This window comes from Hydrogenophaga sp. T66, from assembly GCF_057219855.1.
In genome coordinates this window covers 983,247-996,954 of record NZ_JBXVVX010000001.1, presented here as the reverse complement: position 1 = coordinate 996,954, position 13,708 = coordinate 983,247, and the positions used below count along the sequence as shown (strand labels likewise).

The following is a 13,708-nucleotide window of genomic DNA, read 5'->3' as shown; positions in this document are numbered from 1 at the left end:
GCGTTGAAGGGATGAGCGCATCCGGGTTTGCATGTAGTTCTTAAAAATTAACTCTAGAATCGATCGACACCTTTAGTAGTATTTTGGTGATCGATCCATGACCATCTTTGCAACACAACACGCTGTCTCCACGGCCGGCCCGGCCCGGGGGGTAACGCTGATCGAGCTGATGGTCGGGGTCGCGGTACTCGCGGTACTGCTGACGCTCGGTCTGCCGTCCTTCCAGGATCAACTGGCTTCCTGGCGGCGGGACTCGGCCATTCAGGCCTTCACCAACCATGTGCAGATAGCGCGAACGACGGCACTGCGCACATCACGGCCCGTGGTCATGTGCACGAGCAGCGACGGACAGGGCTGCGACAACACCGCCTCCACCGGTGACTGGCGGCAAACCTGGCTGGTATTCGTTGACACAAACGGCAACGGCGGCTTGGACGCGGGAGACCGGCTGGTGGCGGTGCGCGCACCCCAGTCTGGTCTGGACCAAATGGCAGGCAATGCCGCGCGAGGCCGATTGGCGTTTCGACCCTCCGGGCTGCTGGCCAGCGGAAGTACCACCATCACCGTGGTCGCCTCGTCAGCGACTGACAACGTCTCACCCATCGCCATTCGCGTCAACACGGTCGGACGCGTCTCGGTGGGGATGCCATGAAGACACCGCTGGCGATCGGTCGATCTCCTGCGCGCTGTCAACAGCGGGGCGCGGGACTGGTGGAGGTGCTGGTCGCCTTCCTTCTGATTTCCCTGGCAACCCTGGGCGTGGTCCGCCTGACGGCCAACAACATCGGCATCGACAAGGGCACGCAGCTCAGGCTTACCGCCCTCTCCCTGGCCAACCAGTACGCAGAGCGCGCCCGTCTGAACGTTTACGGGTTCGATCTGGGCCTGTATGCGATATCGCCGCAGGATGCGGTTCCGCCAGACCAGGTGATCAACGCCGACGCCGATGACTTGGCCGCTGCCACCGCCGTGGCGGCAATGGACCGCCGCGGCTTGCAGCTGGCAGCCGCCCAGGCGCTGCCCGGCGGCCGGGTGCTTGTCAGGACCAACCCGTCGGCCGCAGCGCGCAACCTCGACCTCTGGCTGATCTGGGGCGAAGCCGCCACATCCCTGTCCGCCGATCTTGCCGCGCCCAACGAGAGTCGATGCCCGGCCGGCGTGACCGGCAGCCAGTGCCTCTATCTGAAGGTCAGCCTGTGACGCCGCCGTTGAATCACCCGTCCCAGCACGCCAAGGGCTTCACGCTGGTGGAACTCATGGTGGCGCTGGCTTTGGGTCTCGTCCTCATCTTGGTGGTGACCTCCCTGTACCTGTCCACCGCGGCGAACAGCCGGACAACCCGGCTCATGGCCCAGATGAACGAAGACGGCGCGCTGGCGTTGGAGATCCTTCAGGAACAGCTCCAGCTTGCCGGATTTTCGACGCAGGCGCCGACCGGCGCCAGACAGTTCACCGGCTTGGCCCTGCGTGCGTGCGACGGAGGCTTCACATCCGCCACAGAACGCGGCGCTTTTGACAACCTGACCTGCAACGCCGCAGCAAGCGCGCCGGACGCACTCGCCATTCGGTATGAGGCCACAGTGCTCAACACCAGCGCCGTGACGGACAACGGGGGCGTGGTGCGCCCGTCCAACTGCAGCGCCACCGGGATCCTTGCCACGGCTGTCCCATCGGGCACACCCGCTGCGCTGGCCGACAACCGATTTTTCATCGCGCCGGATGCCCAGAACGGCAACACCCCCACCTTGTATTGCAGGGGCTCCGACGGCCCCAACAGCTTCAGCCCGTCGGCAGCGTTGATCCCAAACATTGAAGATCTGCAGTTGACCTTTGCAATCACGAGGCTGCCGGTGACAGGCGAGGTGATCCCGCATCAAGTCACCGCCCATGTCGCCGCTGGGCATGCCGCGCTGGCCGTTGCTGCCGGCTGGCCGAGGGTGGCCGCCGTTCATGTGTGTCTGCTGGCTCGTACCGCCACCCCCATTCCCACGGGGGACAACAGCGCAGCCGACTTCAACCGGTATCTGGACTGCGACGGCGTGGTGCGCATGGCTGCTGACGGTAGGGCTCGTCGGGCCTATCGAACCACTGTCTATCTCCGAAACACACGCCCGGGCCTCCCTGCCGCGTTCAACAACAGCGACGGCACAGCCAAGAACCCCTATAGCCACCTCAGTAACGATGGATCCTGACATGACGCCCTACAAGCCGCCCCATCAATCGCCTCTCCACCGCCACCAAGGTGTGGTGCTGCCCGTCTCCCTGATTCTGCTCATCGTGATCGCCATGGCCGGGCTGGTCGCGGCCCGGGGCAGTGTCGCCCACGATGCGGTGGGTCACAACCTGAGGACCCGCGAAGTGGCGACCCAGCACGCGGAATCGGCGCTGCGACACTGCGAAGGCATCGCCAAGGACCTCAAAGACAACGGGGGTGCCACGTTCCCGGTCGAAACGGCCCGCATCCCCGCCGCGGTACTCAACGGCGCGGATGACGATGGCAGTCAGTGGCGTCGCCTCGCCAGCTGGCAGCCAGAGAGCCCGCTGCTGATCACGGTCCCGGTGGCGTACGACCGGGATGCGCGGGCCACGGTTCGCTCCGGGCCAGCGCCACAGTGCGTGATTGAACGCCTGACCCAGGACCGCTTCCTGATCACAGCGCGTGGTCTGTCGGCGGACGCCACGTTCGACAACGCCGGGCAGCTCCTGAGCGGCAGCGAGATTTGGCTCCAGTCGATCCTCTCGCCGACCCTGCCTGTCTTGGCCGAGGGGGGCGGCAATGTGTGACATGAATACCATCGCTGTGGCCCACGCCACGCACCGATTGCGAGCCCTTGTCCTGCTGATGGGTGCGTTGCTTCCAAGCCTTGCTGCGCACGCCCAGCCGGCCCAGCGCCCGCTGCTCAGCACCACCGTCACGGCGCGGCCCAATCTCATGATCACGCTGGACAACTCGGCGTCCATGACCAAGCCCTACGGTGACGACTACACGGTAGGCCAGCACAAAAAGGTCGGCGATGCGGTCTGGATCGCCCAGCGCGCGGCCGAAATCAACCGCCTCTACTACAACCCCCGCATCACCTACCTGCCGCGGAAGGACGCCGCCGGGCGCGACGTCACACCCACCGACGGCGTGGTGTTCGTCTCCAACCAAAGCAGTGCCTCGTTCGACCGCAAGGTGCACTCGTCGGCGACGGTCGCGACAGCCGATGCACCCGTGGTGGACGTGCACAGCAGCTTTTCCCCAGCGCCTGCGGTGCCCAGTGGCTGGCATCAGGTTTCGAGCGAAACTGACGACGCGATCTACGCGCCCGTGCATGTCGCCCACCGAGCCACCGATAACCCTCTGTCGGCGCCCGCATTCACCTACGCGGTCTGCACCACCTACACCAGGTCCACAAACAGCCAAGCCTGCAGTGCCTGGAATCAGGTGGATCTCAGATACGGAGCGGCCGGCACTGTCAGCCTTCCTTTCGACAACAGGCGCACCGACTGCGGCCCGCGTCCAGCCACGACCTGCAGCACGGCGCAAGAGATCAACAACGTCCTCAACTGGTATCGCTACTACCTGTACCGGATGTCCGCCAGCGTGACCGCGATCGGACAAGCGCTGGCCGATCCACGCCTCGAGGGGCGCCTTCGCATCGGCTACAACACCCTGAACTTTCCCCGTGACCCCAACACCCTCATCGCGGGCGCTTCGCCGGCTCGCCCTCAGACGGTGCGCGGCGTGCGCCTCTGGAAGAGCGGCTCGCCGGACAACGCGCAGTTGTACGACTGGCTGACCAATCAGTTGCCCATGGGCGCCACTCCCTTGCACCGCGCCATCGAGAACATCGCCACGTACCACCGTGTCCCGGCGGTCGCCGTGGAAAACCCCTGGGCGGTCAACCCCGCAGCCCGTGAAAGTGCCACCAACCCCGAGCTCTCATGCAGGCGCTCTTACCACCTGCTGCTGTCCGACGGTGCATGGAGCACCAGCGCCACCACCAACCAGGGCGAGAATCACGACAGCAAGCTGGGCGACCGCGTTGAAGATCTTGATCTCAAAGGCAATGTCACCAGCTTTCAATACGATCCGAAGGGGGACCCGCGTGCGACCAGCGATCCCAACCGATCGCTGCACATCACCTACCCCGGTCCGGGCACCGGCGGTCTAGCCGACCTGACTGCCAAGCACCGCTGGCACACCGACTTCAGGCCGGTTCTGAAGAACCAGATCCCCACGTCACGCACACAACCGGTGTTCTGGCAAGACATCACGACCTACACCGTGGGTTACATGATCCGACCGTCTGGCGAAGAATTCGGAGCCAACAGCGGCCTCACCTTCGCGCAAATCAACGACTACGAAACGCGGTTCCTTCTGAAGACCCTGGACTCCACCATCACGCCCTCGTGGCCCAGCGGAGAGCTCCGCAACGCCACAGAAAGCGCCCGCGTCGATGACTTCATCCAAGCCGGCTTCACCGGCGGCGGGCGAGGCTTCAGCGTGGACAGCGCCGAAGGCATCCGCGGTGTGTTTGACACCGTCCTCGCCGACATCCTCGGTCAGGTGGGCGTGGATGCGGGTATCGCGCTGGACGCGGACACCGAAAAAGTGAACACCACCGGCGGGGTGATGAAGTACCTTGTGGACTACAACACCCGCGACAACAGCGGCAACGTGCGTGCCCAACTGCTGGATGGCACAGGACAGCCCCGAACCTGGACCACGGATATCAACAACAACCTGCTGGAGGCCAAAGACAGCGCCAACTATTGGAGCGCCAGCCTTCAGGTTCCTCGGCATGACCTGCGAAGGGTGTTCAGCCTGCGGCAGGACAACACCGCCTTCGATTTGGTGGGGCGGGTCGACTCACTCCCCACTGAGACCAGAGCGGCCCTCAAGGCGGGCCCCCAGGGATACCGGGTGAAGGACGACGCGTCGTTTGTGAATTACCTCCGTGGGGACCGGTCCATGGCATCCCTGCTGGACAACCGGGGACAACTGCTCCGCGTGCCATCGTCTACGCTGGGGTCTATGGTGAATTCGCCACCCCTGTACGTGGGTGGTAGGGGCTCGCTGGACTATGACCGCTTCGGAAACGTGGACGGCAGCACCAGTTACGCCGCCTACCGGAGCCGCCTGGCCAGCGCGACGCCCTCGCTGTACGTGGCGACCAACGCCGGCGCCGTGCACGCCCTGGAAGCATTCACCGGCAAGGAACTTGCCATCTTCATGCCACGCCGCAGCCTGACACCGCTGATTGACATGGCCGTGCCGACCACGGGATTTCGCTATGTGCTGGATGGCCCGATGACGCTGCAGGACTTCTACGTCGCTGGCGATTGGCACCAAGTCATCACCGGGTCAGGCGGTCGCGGTGAGAAGCTGGTGTACGCCCTGCGAGCGCCAGTCAACGCCAACAACTCCCGGACCCCGAATCTCAGCGACTTCTGGTGGGAGGCTGGGCCCGACACGCTTGACACGGCCAACGTCAAGACGGGTCACATGAACAACCCACTGCGGGGAGGTCAGACCGATTCAGGGCACTGGGTCGTGCTGGCCAACAGCGGGCACCACAACGGAATGCCCGATGGCAGCCGTCACGGCTTGCTTGTTCTGAATGCTCGGACGGGCGCCCTCCTCCGCAGCATTCCCCTGCCGACCGGCTTCAGTGCGGGCCGCGGGTTGGGTGCCGTCACGCTCATCCTGAACACACGGCAACGCATCGTCGGCGCCTATGCAGGCGACGCCAACGGTCAACTGTGGCGCTTCGATCTGCGCGGCCAGCCCAACGATTGGCGCGTGTCCTACAACAAGCCTTTGTTCGTCACCCAAAGTCGCCGCCCGATTTACGCGGGGCCGGCCTGGCAGGCCCATCCTAAGGGCGGTGCGATCGTTGTCGTCGCGACCGGCATGCTCCTGGACGAGGCTGACGCCGCAGAAGTGTCCGGAGAGGAGGCCATTTATGGTGTCTGGGACCCGACCTCGCCCAGCCAGAACGACGACGTCAACTTCACCACGGTGACATCCGAGCAACTCCTTGTCCAAAGCATGCTCAGTATCGTGGGCTCCCAAGGAACCGACGAGTTCTACAGCGCCACCGAGAACAAGATCGATTGGAAAGTCCACCGGGGATGGCGATTTGGACTGGGGACCGTGCTGACTGGCGAACGCTCCATCCACCAGATTGCCAACGTGGGATCCAGCGTGATGGTGTCCACCGTCGCGGTGGATGCGCGGAATCCCGCGGAGTCCTGCGCGACCATGACCGCGCCATCGAGCACTTACCTGTTCAACGCGCTCGATGGGCGATACAAGCCATCGTTCGACATCGACGGCGACGGCCGTCTGGACGGCGCATCCATCGTCATCAATCGCGACGGCGGGTATGGCCGGAACTCCGGTATTCGCTGGATGACGTCGTCGACCTCCTCATTGGAACGGCAGGCCACCGGCACCGGCCGGGAATCGAGCACCGGCTGCGAGAGGGTTCGCTTCCAGTTGGTAGGCACTGGGACCGGCTCAAACAACGGCGGCGTGGACTGCGAGACCCCCGGCTGGAGCCGCCAGCAGTACCAACTGCTGCAGGCACCCCAATGAAGGCGGGTCTGACTGCCAGCGCGCGGCGGGCGCGTGGCTTCACGCTGATGGAGGTGATGATCACCGCCGCGATCATCGCCATCCTGGCGTCGCTGGCCTACCCCAGCTACCGCGACAGCATCCAGCGCGCCCGCCGCGCCGACGCCCAGCGCGCGCTGATCGAGGCAGCCCAGTTCATGCGCAAGTTCCACAGCGCCCGCGACACCTACGCGGGCGCCACGCTGCCGGCCGCGCTGCAGCAGTCGCCGCGGCCCGGCGACGGCGCTGCGGCTTATCAGATCCGTCTGGTGGAAGGCAATAACCGCCTCACGGTGGCGACCGCCGCCCAGACCTTCACCCTGGTCGCGGTGCGCACGGGCACCATGGCCGGTGACCGCTGCGGCGACCTGCAGGTGGCCGACACCGGCGCGACGCAGCTGATCGGCGCCCAGGCCGGCCAGACCCTGGCCGGCTGTTTCCGCGGCCAGTGAGGCCGCAGAAACCTCGCCAGCACGGGTTTGCGCCCGTGCCGCCGGCCCCGCGGGCAAAGCCTGCGAAAATACGGGGATGTTTACCGGCATCATCACCGGCGTGGGGCGCATTGCCGACCTGCACGCGCTGGGCAGCTCTTTGGACCACGGCAAGCGACTCACCATCGAGACGCCAGCCGGCTACCTCGACGACGTGGGTCTGGGCGACAGCATCGCGCTCAACGGCGCCTGCATGACCGTCACCTCCCTCGACGCCGCCCACCACCGCTTCACCATCGACATCTCCGCCGAGTCGCTGGCCCGCACCACCGATCTCGACCGCACCGGCACCCGGGTCAACCTGGAAAAGGCCTTGCGCGCGCACGACCGGCTCGGCGGCCACATCGTCTCCGGCCACGTGGATGGCATTGGCCGCGTCAGCCGGTTCGCCCAGGTGGGCGAGAGCTGGGACCTGCGCGTGGTCGCGCCGACGTCGCTGGCGCGCTACCTGGCTTACAAGGGCTCGGTCGCGGTCAACGGTGTGAGCCTGACCGTCAATGCCGTGGACGACCGCGACGATGGCTGCGAAATCCGCATCAATCTCATCCCGCACACCGTGGAGCACACCGCGCTGGGCGACCTGCGCGACGGCAGCGCGGTCAACCTTGAAATCGACACCGTGGCGCGTTATGTGGAACGCATGCTGGCGGCCGGTGTCCTGTTGCCCTCTTCGAAAGTCCCCGCATGAACGCACCCCACACCCTGGCGCCGGTGGCCATTTCCCCGGTGGACGAGATCGTGGCCGAGCTGCGCGCCGGCCGCATGGTGATCCTGGTGGACGAAGAAGACCGTGAGAACGAAGGCGATCTGGTGCTGGCGGCCGATCACGTCACGCCCGAGGCCATCAATTTCATGGCCCGCTTCGGCCGCGGTCTGATCTGCCTCACGCTGACCCGCGATCGCTGCGAACGCCTGAACCTGCCGCCCATGGTGCCGCGCAACGGCACGAAGATGGGCACGGCCTTCACGGTGTCGATCGAAGCGGCCGAGGGCGTGACCACCGGCATCTCCGCGGCCGACCGCGCGCGCACGGTGCAAGTCGCCGTGGCGCGCGACGCGCAGGCCAGCGACCTGGTGCAACCCGGCCATATCTTTCCGCTGCAGGCGGTGGAAGGCGGCGTGCTGATGCGCGCCGGCCACACCGAGGCGGGCTGTGACCTCGCGGCCATGGCCGGCTGCACGCCGGCGGCGGTGATCTGCGAGATCATGAAGGACGACGGCACGATGGCGCGGCTGCCCGACCTGCAGCAGTTCGCCGCCGAGCACGGCCTGAAGATCGGCACCATCGCCGACCTGATCGAGCACCGCAGCCGCACCGAGAGTCTGGTTGAGGACCTCGGGACGCGTCCGCTGCAGACCGCGTTTGGCGAGTTCACCGCCCGCGCCTTCCGCGACAAGCCCAGCGGCGCGCTCCACCTGGCCCTGGTCAAAGGCCGCTGGGACGCCGCCGACACGGTCGATGTGCGCGTGCACGAGCCGCTGTCGGTGCTGGACGCGCTGGAGGTCGGCCGCTCGATGCACAGCTGGAGCCTGGAGGCCAGCCTGCGGCACCTGGGCGAGGCGGGCCGCGGGGTGGCTGTGCTGCTCAATTGCGGCGAGACGGCGGCGCAGCTGCTGGCCCAGTTCGAAGGTACGGCGCGCTCGGCGCAGGCGCCCGAGCGCGGCCGCATGGACCTGCGCACTTACGGCGTGGGCGCGCAGATCCTGCGCGCCTGCGGCGTGCACAAGATGCGCCTGATGGGCAACCCGCGCCGCATGCCGAGCATGACCGGCTACGGCCTTGAAGTCACCGGTTTTCTGGCCCGCACGGCCTGAGACCTTTCCCTGGATTGTTGGAAACGGACCCGCGACCATGTTTGGCGCTGACAAAGGACAAGCCGGCCCCCTGGACGGCCGCAAACTGCACATCGCGATCGTGCAGGCGCGCTTCAACGAAGCCATCACCGACGCGCTCTGTGCCGCGTGCCATGCCGAGCTGATCGCGCTGGGTGTGCAGGACAAGCACATCCGCCACGTGAAGGTCCCGGGCGCGCTGGAGGTGCCGGTGGCGTTGCAGGCGCTGGCCGAGCGCGACGAATACGACGCGCTGATTGCGCTGGGCTGCATCATCCGCGGCGAGACTTACCACTTCGAGCTCGTCGCCAACGAGTCCGGTGCCGGCGTCACCCGCGTGTCGCTGGACCAGGGTGTGCCGATCGCCAACGCGATCCTCACGGTGGAAAACGAAGCGCAGGCGCTGGCCCGCCAAACCGACAAGGGCCGTGACGCGGCGCGGGTGGCGGTGGAGATGGCCTTGCTGCTGCAGGAGATCGCGTGATGGCCGACAAACCGCCCGCCGGTGCCCCGCGCGCGCCCCGCAAAGCCGCGGACAAGTCGCCGCGCACCCGCGCCCGCGAATTCGCCCTGCAGGCGCTCTACCAACACCTGGTCGGCAAGAACGACCCCGGCGAGATCGATGCCTTCACGCGCGACCTCGCCGGTTTCCACAAAGCCGACAGTGTGCATTTCGACGCGCTGGTGCACGGCTGCATTGCCCAGGCCGGGGCGCTCGATGCGCTGATCGCGCCGCGGCTGGACCGGCCGGTGGCCGAGCTCTCCCCCATCGAGCACGGCGTGCTGTGGATCGGGGCCTACGAGTTCAAGCATTGCCCCGACGTGCCCTGGCGCGTGGTGCTCAACGAATGCATTGAGCTGGCCAAGGACTTCGGCGGCACCGACGGCCACAAGTTCGTCAACGGCGTGTTGCACCCGCTCGCGTCGGACCTGCGCCCGGTCGAGGTGGCGGCCAAGCGATGAGGATCGCGCGGCGCGCGGCGCGCATCGAACCTTTTTACGTCATGGAGCTGGCCAAGGCCGCCGGGCGACTGGCCGCCGACGCCGGACCGGGCGTGCCGCCGATGATCCTGCTCAACATCGGCGAGCCCGACTTCACCGCCCCCCCCGCGGTGCAGGCGGCCGCCGAACGGGCCATCCGCGACGGCCGCAGCCAGTACACGCAGGCGCTCGGTCTGCCCGCCTTGCGCGAGGCCATCAGCGGCTGGTATGCCCAGCGTTTCGGCCTGTCGATCGACCCGGCGCGCATCGCGGTGACGGCGGGCGCCTCGGCCGCGTTGCAGCTGGCCTGCCTGGCCCTGATCGACGCCGGCGACGAGGTGCTCATGCCCGACCCGAGCTACCCCTGCAACCGGCAGTTCGTGCAGGCCGCCGAGGGGCGGGCGGTGCTGGTGACCACCGGACCCGCCGAGCGCTTCCAGCTCACGGCCGACCAGGTGGAGACGCACTGGGGCCCGGCGACGCGCGGCGTGCTCCTGGCCTCGCCGTCCAACCCCACCGGCACCTCGATCGCGCGCGACGAGCTCACCCGCATCGCGCGCGCCGTAGCCCGCCGCGGCGGCGTCACCCTGGTCGATGAGATCTACCTGGGCCTGAGCCACGACGACGCCTTCGGCCACAGCGCGCTGGGTTTGCCCGACGGGCTGGGCGACGAGGTCATCAGCGTCAACAGCTTCAGCAAGTACTTCAACATGACGGGCTGGCGCCTGGGCTGGCTGGTGATGCCGCCGCCGCTGGTGCCGGTGGTCGAACGGCTGGCGCAGAACCTGTTCATCTGCCCCAGCGCCATCGCGCAGCACGCGGCACTCGCCTGTTTCGAGCCGGACACGCTGGCCGAATACGAACGGCGGCGCGCCGCCTTCAAGGCGCGGCGCGATTTCTTCATCCCGGCGCTCAACCGGATCGGGCTGAACGTACCGGTGATGCCCGATGGTGCGTTTTATGCCTGGGCCGATGTGAGCGCCCTGTGCGACCGCTGGGGCATCCCCGCGGCGTCGGCCGATGGCGCGTCCGGCGGCAGCTGGCAGCTCGCCTTTGAGCTCATGCAGCGCTGCCGCCTGGCCACCACCCCCGGTCGCGACTTCGGCCAGGCCGATCCGGGCCGTTACCTGCGTTTTTCCACCGCCAACGCCCTGCCCCAACTGCAGGAAGCCATCGCCCGGCTGGAGGCCGCGCTGGCATGAACACCACCGCCGCCGCCCCGCCTCTCGCGGCACCGACCGGCCCGGCCGCCGCGCCCTTCGCCTGGCCGGTGCGCGTGTACTGGGAAGACACCGACGCGGGCGGCATCGTCTTCTACGCGAACTACCTCAAGTTCTTCGAGCGCGCCCGCACCGAATGGCTGCGCGCGCTCGGTGTGGAGCAGCAGGCCCTGCGGGAGGCGACCGGCGGGGTCTTCGTGGTGAGCGAGACCCGCCTGCGCTACCACCGGCCGTCGCGGCTTGACGATTTGCTCTCGGTTACAGCCGCGCTGGTCGAAGCGGGCCGCGCTTCGCTGACAATCGCGCAGGGCGCCTGGCGCGGCGGCGAATGTCTGTGTGAAGGCACGATCCGCATCGGCTGGGTCGACGCCGCCACGCTGCGGCCCCAGCGCTTGCCCACCGCGGTGCTACAGGCGCTGTCGCCCCCGGATCGCGCCTGACACGACCGGGACGCCTGACATCTGGCTGGCGGACCACGAAACCTCCGCGCGTTTTTTGCCTCTACGACTGCCATGACCCATGACTTTTCCATCGTCCAACTCATGCTCGACGCGAGCTGGGTTGTCCAGGCCGTCGTGCTGCTGCTCATCGGCATGTCCGTGATGAGCTGGGCCGTCATCTTTCGCAAGCTGATCACGCTCAAGCGCGTGCGCGCGCTGAACGAGGACTTCGAGCGCGACTTCTGGTCGGGCACCAGCCTTGCCGATCTCTACAGCGCGGCCGCGCAGAACGGACGGCAGGGCGCGCCCATGGAGCGCATCTTTGCCAGCGGCATGCGTGAATTCCAGAAACTGCGCGAGCGCCACATCACCGACGGGGGCAGCCTGCTCGACGGCGCGCGCCGCGCCATGCGCGCGAGTTTCCAGCGCGAGCTGGATGCGCTGGAGTCCCACCTGTCCTTCCTCGGTACGGTCGGCTCCATCACGCCGTACGTGGGCCTGTTTGGCACCGTGTGGGGCATCATGCACGCATTCACCGGCCTGGCCGCGCTCACGCAGGTCACCCTGGCCACCGTGGCGCCCGGCATCGCCGAAGCGCTCGTGGCCACCGCCATCGGCCTGTTTGCGGCGATCCCGGCGGTCGTGGGCTACAACCGCTTCGCGCACGACATTGACCGTGTTGCCAATGCGATGGAGACCTTCATGGAAGAGTTCTCCAACATCCTGCAACGCCACGCCGCGGCCCAGACCGCGCCGGGCCGCTGACGCGCCATGGCCCGCCTCGCCGCCCGCGGCCGCGGCCGCCGCACGATCAACGAGATCAACATGGTCCCGTTCATCGACGTGATGCTGGTGCTGCTGATCATCTTCATGGTCACGGCCCCGCTGATCGCACCCAGCCAGATCGCCCTGCCCAGCGTGGGCCAGGCCGCGCGGCAACCCGACCGCTTCATCCAGGTCGTCATCGACAAGGACGAGCGACTCCAGGTCCGCGAAGGCAACAGCAGCGCCGACAGCCCCGAGGTGCCGATGGGCCAGCTGGTCGCCCGGGTCAAGCAGCTGCAGGGCAGCGGCACCGAGCCGCCGCCGGTGATCATCAGCGCGGACAAGAACGTGAAGTACGACGTCGTGGTCCGCGTGATGGGCCAGCTGCAAAGCAATGGCATCGCCCGCGTGGGGCTGGCGGTGCAAACCAGCCGCTGATCCCGGCCGCCCCATGCTTCACAGCACCTTCGAGCGCACCGACCTGCAGCCCCCGCGCACCGACCGCTGGGGTCGTCCGCTCGGGCTGGCCCTGCTGGTGCACGCCGGTCTGATCGTGGCCCTCACCTGGGGAGTCCAGTGGAACCGCGACACGGTGGTCCCGGCGGTGGAAGCCGAACTCTGGTCGCGTCTGCCGCAGCAGGCCGCGCCGCGGGCCGTGGAACCGCCGCCCCCGCCCCCTCCACCGCCCGCGCCCGCGCCAGCTCCCCGCCCTGCTCCGCCGCCGCCCGCGCCGGCCGCGGCCCCGGCACCCTCTCAGGCCGAGATCGCCGTCGCCCGGCAGAAGGCCGAGGCCGAAAAGCGCGCCCAGGAGAAGGCCGCCGAGGCGAAGAAGGCCGCCGAGCGGCGCGCGGCCGAAGCCAAGCTCGCGGCCGAACGCAAGGCCGCGGAGGAGAAGAAGGCAGCGGCCGACAAAGAGAAGGAGCGCCAGCGCCAGCTGGCCGAAGACAGGCGCGAACGCGAACGGCGGGCCGCCGAGGAGCGCCGCGAGGCCCAAGTCAAAGAACAGTTGCGCCAGGATCAGCTGCAGCGCATGCTGGGGCAGGCCGGCGCCACCGGCGGGCCGCAAAGCACCGGAACCGCCCAGCAGTCCAGCGGGCCCTCGCCGAGCTACGGCGGCCGCGTGGCGGCGCGGATCAAGCCCAACGTGGTGTTCACCGATGTCGCGCCCGGCAATCCGCGCGCCGAGGTTGAGGTTCGCACCCTGCCCGACGGCACCATCACCGCCCGCCGGCTGGTCAAGAGCAGCGGCAACCCCGCGTGGGACGAGGCGGTGCTGCGGGCGATCGACCGCACCGGCAGCCTGCCGCGTGACACCGACGGGCGGGTACCGCCCTCGCTGGTGATCGGTCTGCGACCGCTCGACTGACGGGGCCG

15 protein-coding genes are annotated in these 13,708 nt (G+C 67.7%); all 15 read left to right on the top strand.

Going from position 1 to position 13,708, the window contains the following annotated elements; genetic code table 11:
- The first annotated feature begins 97 nt into the window (after positions 1 to 97).
- The 15 genes from AC2D80_RS04670 to tolA all read left to right on the top strand — a co-directional run bounded on the left by AC2D80_RS04670 (position 98) and on the right by tolA (position 13,700).
- Complete coding sequence (locus tag AC2D80_RS04670) at positions 98 to 652, top strand: GspH/FimT family pseudopilin (RefSeq protein WP_484631811.1); 555 nt, start codon at positions 98 to 100, stop codon at positions 650 to 652.
- Entirely contained in the window at positions 649 to 1,200 is a 552-nt protein-coding gene (locus AC2D80_RS04665; RefSeq protein WP_484631810.1) for a type IV pilus modification PilV family protein, read from the top strand. Before AC2D80_RS04670 ends, AC2D80_RS04665 begins: the two co-directional genes overlap by 4 nt.
- The gene (locus AC2D80_RS04660; RefSeq protein WP_484631809.1) at positions 1,197 to 2,192 is read left to right on the top strand and encodes a PilW family protein; all 996 of its coding nucleotides are present in this window, start codon (positions 1,197 to 1,199) and stop codon (positions 2,190 to 2,192) included. The genes AC2D80_RS04665 and AC2D80_RS04660 overlap by 4 nt, the downstream gene beginning before the upstream one ends.
- 1 nt (position 2,193) lies before the next feature.
- Complete coding sequence (locus AC2D80_RS04655) at positions 2,194 to 2,784, top strand: pilus assembly PilX family protein (RefSeq protein WP_484631808.1); 591 nt, start codon at positions 2,194 to 2,196, stop codon at positions 2,782 to 2,784.
- A gap of 1 nt (position 2,785) precedes the next feature.
- Positions 2,786 to 6,586, top strand: a complete 3,801-nt coding sequence (locus AC2D80_RS04650) for a pilus assembly protein (protein WP_484631807.1) — start codon at positions 2,786 to 2,788, stop codon at positions 6,584 to 6,586.
- Entirely contained in the window at positions 6,583 to 7,056 is a 474-nt protein-coding gene (locus tag AC2D80_RS04645) for a type IV pilin protein (RefSeq protein ID WP_484631806.1), read from the top strand. The genes AC2D80_RS04650 and AC2D80_RS04645 overlap by 4 nt, the downstream gene beginning before the upstream one ends.
- 76 nt (positions 7,057 to 7,132) lie before the next feature.
- Positions 7,133 to 7,783 (top strand): riboflavin synthase, encoded by a 651-nt coding sequence (locus tag AC2D80_RS04640; RefSeq protein WP_484631805.1) that lies wholly within the window; start codon positions 7,133 to 7,135, stop codon positions 7,781 to 7,783.
- Positions 7,780 to 8,910, top strand: a complete 1,131-nt coding sequence (ribBA, locus tag AC2D80_RS04635) for a bifunctional 3,4-dihydroxy-2-butanone-4-phosphate synthase/GTP cyclohydrolase II (RefSeq protein WP_484631804.1) — start codon at positions 7,780 to 7,782, stop codon at positions 8,908 to 8,910. The genes AC2D80_RS04640 and ribBA overlap by 4 nt, the downstream gene beginning before the upstream one ends.
- 37 nt (positions 8,911 to 8,947) lie before the next feature.
- Complete coding sequence (gene ribH, locus AC2D80_RS04630) at positions 8,948 to 9,412, top strand: 6,7-dimethyl-8-ribityllumazine synthase (protein WP_484631803.1); 465 nt, start codon at positions 8,948 to 8,950, stop codon at positions 9,410 to 9,412.
- A complete protein-coding gene (gene nusB / locus AC2D80_RS04625; RefSeq protein WP_484631802.1) occupies positions 9,412 to 9,891 on the top strand; it encodes a transcription antitermination factor NusB in 480 nt (159 codons plus the stop codon). The genes ribH and nusB overlap by 1 nt, the downstream gene beginning before the upstream one ends.
- On the top strand, positions 9,888 to 11,111 hold the full coding sequence (locus AC2D80_RS04620; RefSeq protein WP_484631801.1) for a pyridoxal phosphate-dependent aminotransferase: 1,224 nt from the start codon (positions 9,888 to 9,890) through the stop codon (positions 11,109 to 11,111). The genes nusB and AC2D80_RS04620 overlap by 4 nt, the downstream gene beginning before the upstream one ends.
- Positions 11,108 to 11,569, top strand: a complete 462-nt coding sequence (gene ybgC / locus AC2D80_RS04615) for a tol-pal system-associated acyl-CoA thioesterase (RefSeq protein WP_484631800.1) — start codon at positions 11,108 to 11,110, stop codon at positions 11,567 to 11,569. Before AC2D80_RS04620 ends, ybgC begins: the two co-directional genes overlap by 4 nt.
- A gap of 72 nt (positions 11,570 to 11,641) precedes the next feature.
- Positions 11,642 to 12,334 (top strand): protein TolQ, encoded by a 693-nt coding sequence (gene tolQ / locus AC2D80_RS04610; protein ID WP_484631799.1) that lies wholly within the window; start codon positions 11,642 to 11,644, stop codon positions 12,332 to 12,334.
- A gap of 6 nt (positions 12,335 to 12,340) precedes the next feature.
- Complete coding sequence (locus AC2D80_RS04605) at positions 12,341 to 12,772, top strand: biopolymer transporter ExbD (RefSeq protein WP_484631798.1); 432 nt, start codon at positions 12,341 to 12,343, stop codon at positions 12,770 to 12,772.
- Positions 12,773 to 12,785: 13 nt separating this feature from the next.
- Positions 12,786 to 13,700: a cell envelope integrity protein TolA gene (gene tolA / locus AC2D80_RS04600; protein WP_484631797.1), complete on the top strand. Its 915-nt coding sequence runs from the start codon at positions 12,786 to 12,788 to the stop codon at positions 13,698 to 13,700.
- Positions 13,701 to 13,708: the final 8 nt, after the last annotated feature.

What these genes read in the sequence shown, in the direction of transcription:
- AC2D80_RS04640 (WP_484631805.1), top strand. Translation starts at nt 7,133, where the DNA reads ATGTTTACCGGCATCATCACCGGCGTGGGGCGCATTGCCGACCTGCAC.
- ribH (WP_484631803.1), top strand. Translation starts at nt 8,948, where the DNA reads ATGTTTGGCGCTGACAAAGGACAAGCCGGCCCCCTGGACGGCCGCAAA.
- AC2D80_RS04605 (WP_484631798.1), top strand. Translation starts at nt 12,341, where the DNA reads ATGGCCCGCCTCGCCGCCCGCGGCCGCGGCCGCCGCACGATCAACGAG.
- AC2D80_RS04620 (WP_484631801.1), top strand. Translation starts at nt 9,888, where the DNA reads ATGAGGATCGCGCGGCGCGCGGCGCGCATCGAACCTTTTTACGTCATG.
- AC2D80_RS04655 (WP_484631808.1), top strand. Translation starts at nt 2,194, where the DNA reads ATGACGCCCTACAAGCCGCCCCATCAATCGCCTCTCCACCGCCACCAA.
- AC2D80_RS04665 (WP_484631810.1), top strand. Translation starts at nt 649, where the DNA reads ATGAAGACACCGCTGGCGATCGGTCGATCTCCTGCGCGCTGTCAACAG.
- AC2D80_RS04670 (WP_484631811.1), top strand. Translation starts at nt 98, where the DNA reads ATGACCATCTTTGCAACACAACACGCTGTCTCCACGGCCGGCCCGGCC.
- AC2D80_RS04650 (WP_484631807.1), top strand. Translation starts at nt 2,786, where the DNA reads ATGAATACCATCGCTGTGGCCCACGCCACGCACCGATTGCGAGCCCTT.
- tolQ (WP_484631799.1), top strand. Translation starts at nt 11,642, where the DNA reads ATGACCCATGACTTTTCCATCGTCCAACTCATGCTCGACGCGAGCTGG.
- AC2D80_RS04645 (WP_484631806.1), top strand. Translation starts at nt 6,583, where the DNA reads ATGAAGGCGGGTCTGACTGCCAGCGCGCGGCGGGCGCGTGGCTTCACG.
- tolA (WP_484631797.1), top strand. Translation starts at nt 12,786, where the DNA reads ATGCTTCACAGCACCTTCGAGCGCACCGACCTGCAGCCCCCGCGCACC.
- ribBA (WP_484631804.1), top strand. Translation starts at nt 7,780, where the DNA reads ATGAACGCACCCCACACCCTGGCGCCGGTGGCCATTTCCCCGGTGGAC.
- ybgC (WP_484631800.1), top strand. Translation starts at nt 11,108, where the DNA reads ATGAACACCACCGCCGCCGCCCCGCCTCTCGCGGCACCGACCGGCCCG.
- nusB (WP_484631802.1), top strand. Translation starts at nt 9,412, where the DNA reads ATGGCCGACAAACCGCCCGCCGGTGCCCCGCGCGCGCCCCGCAAAGCC.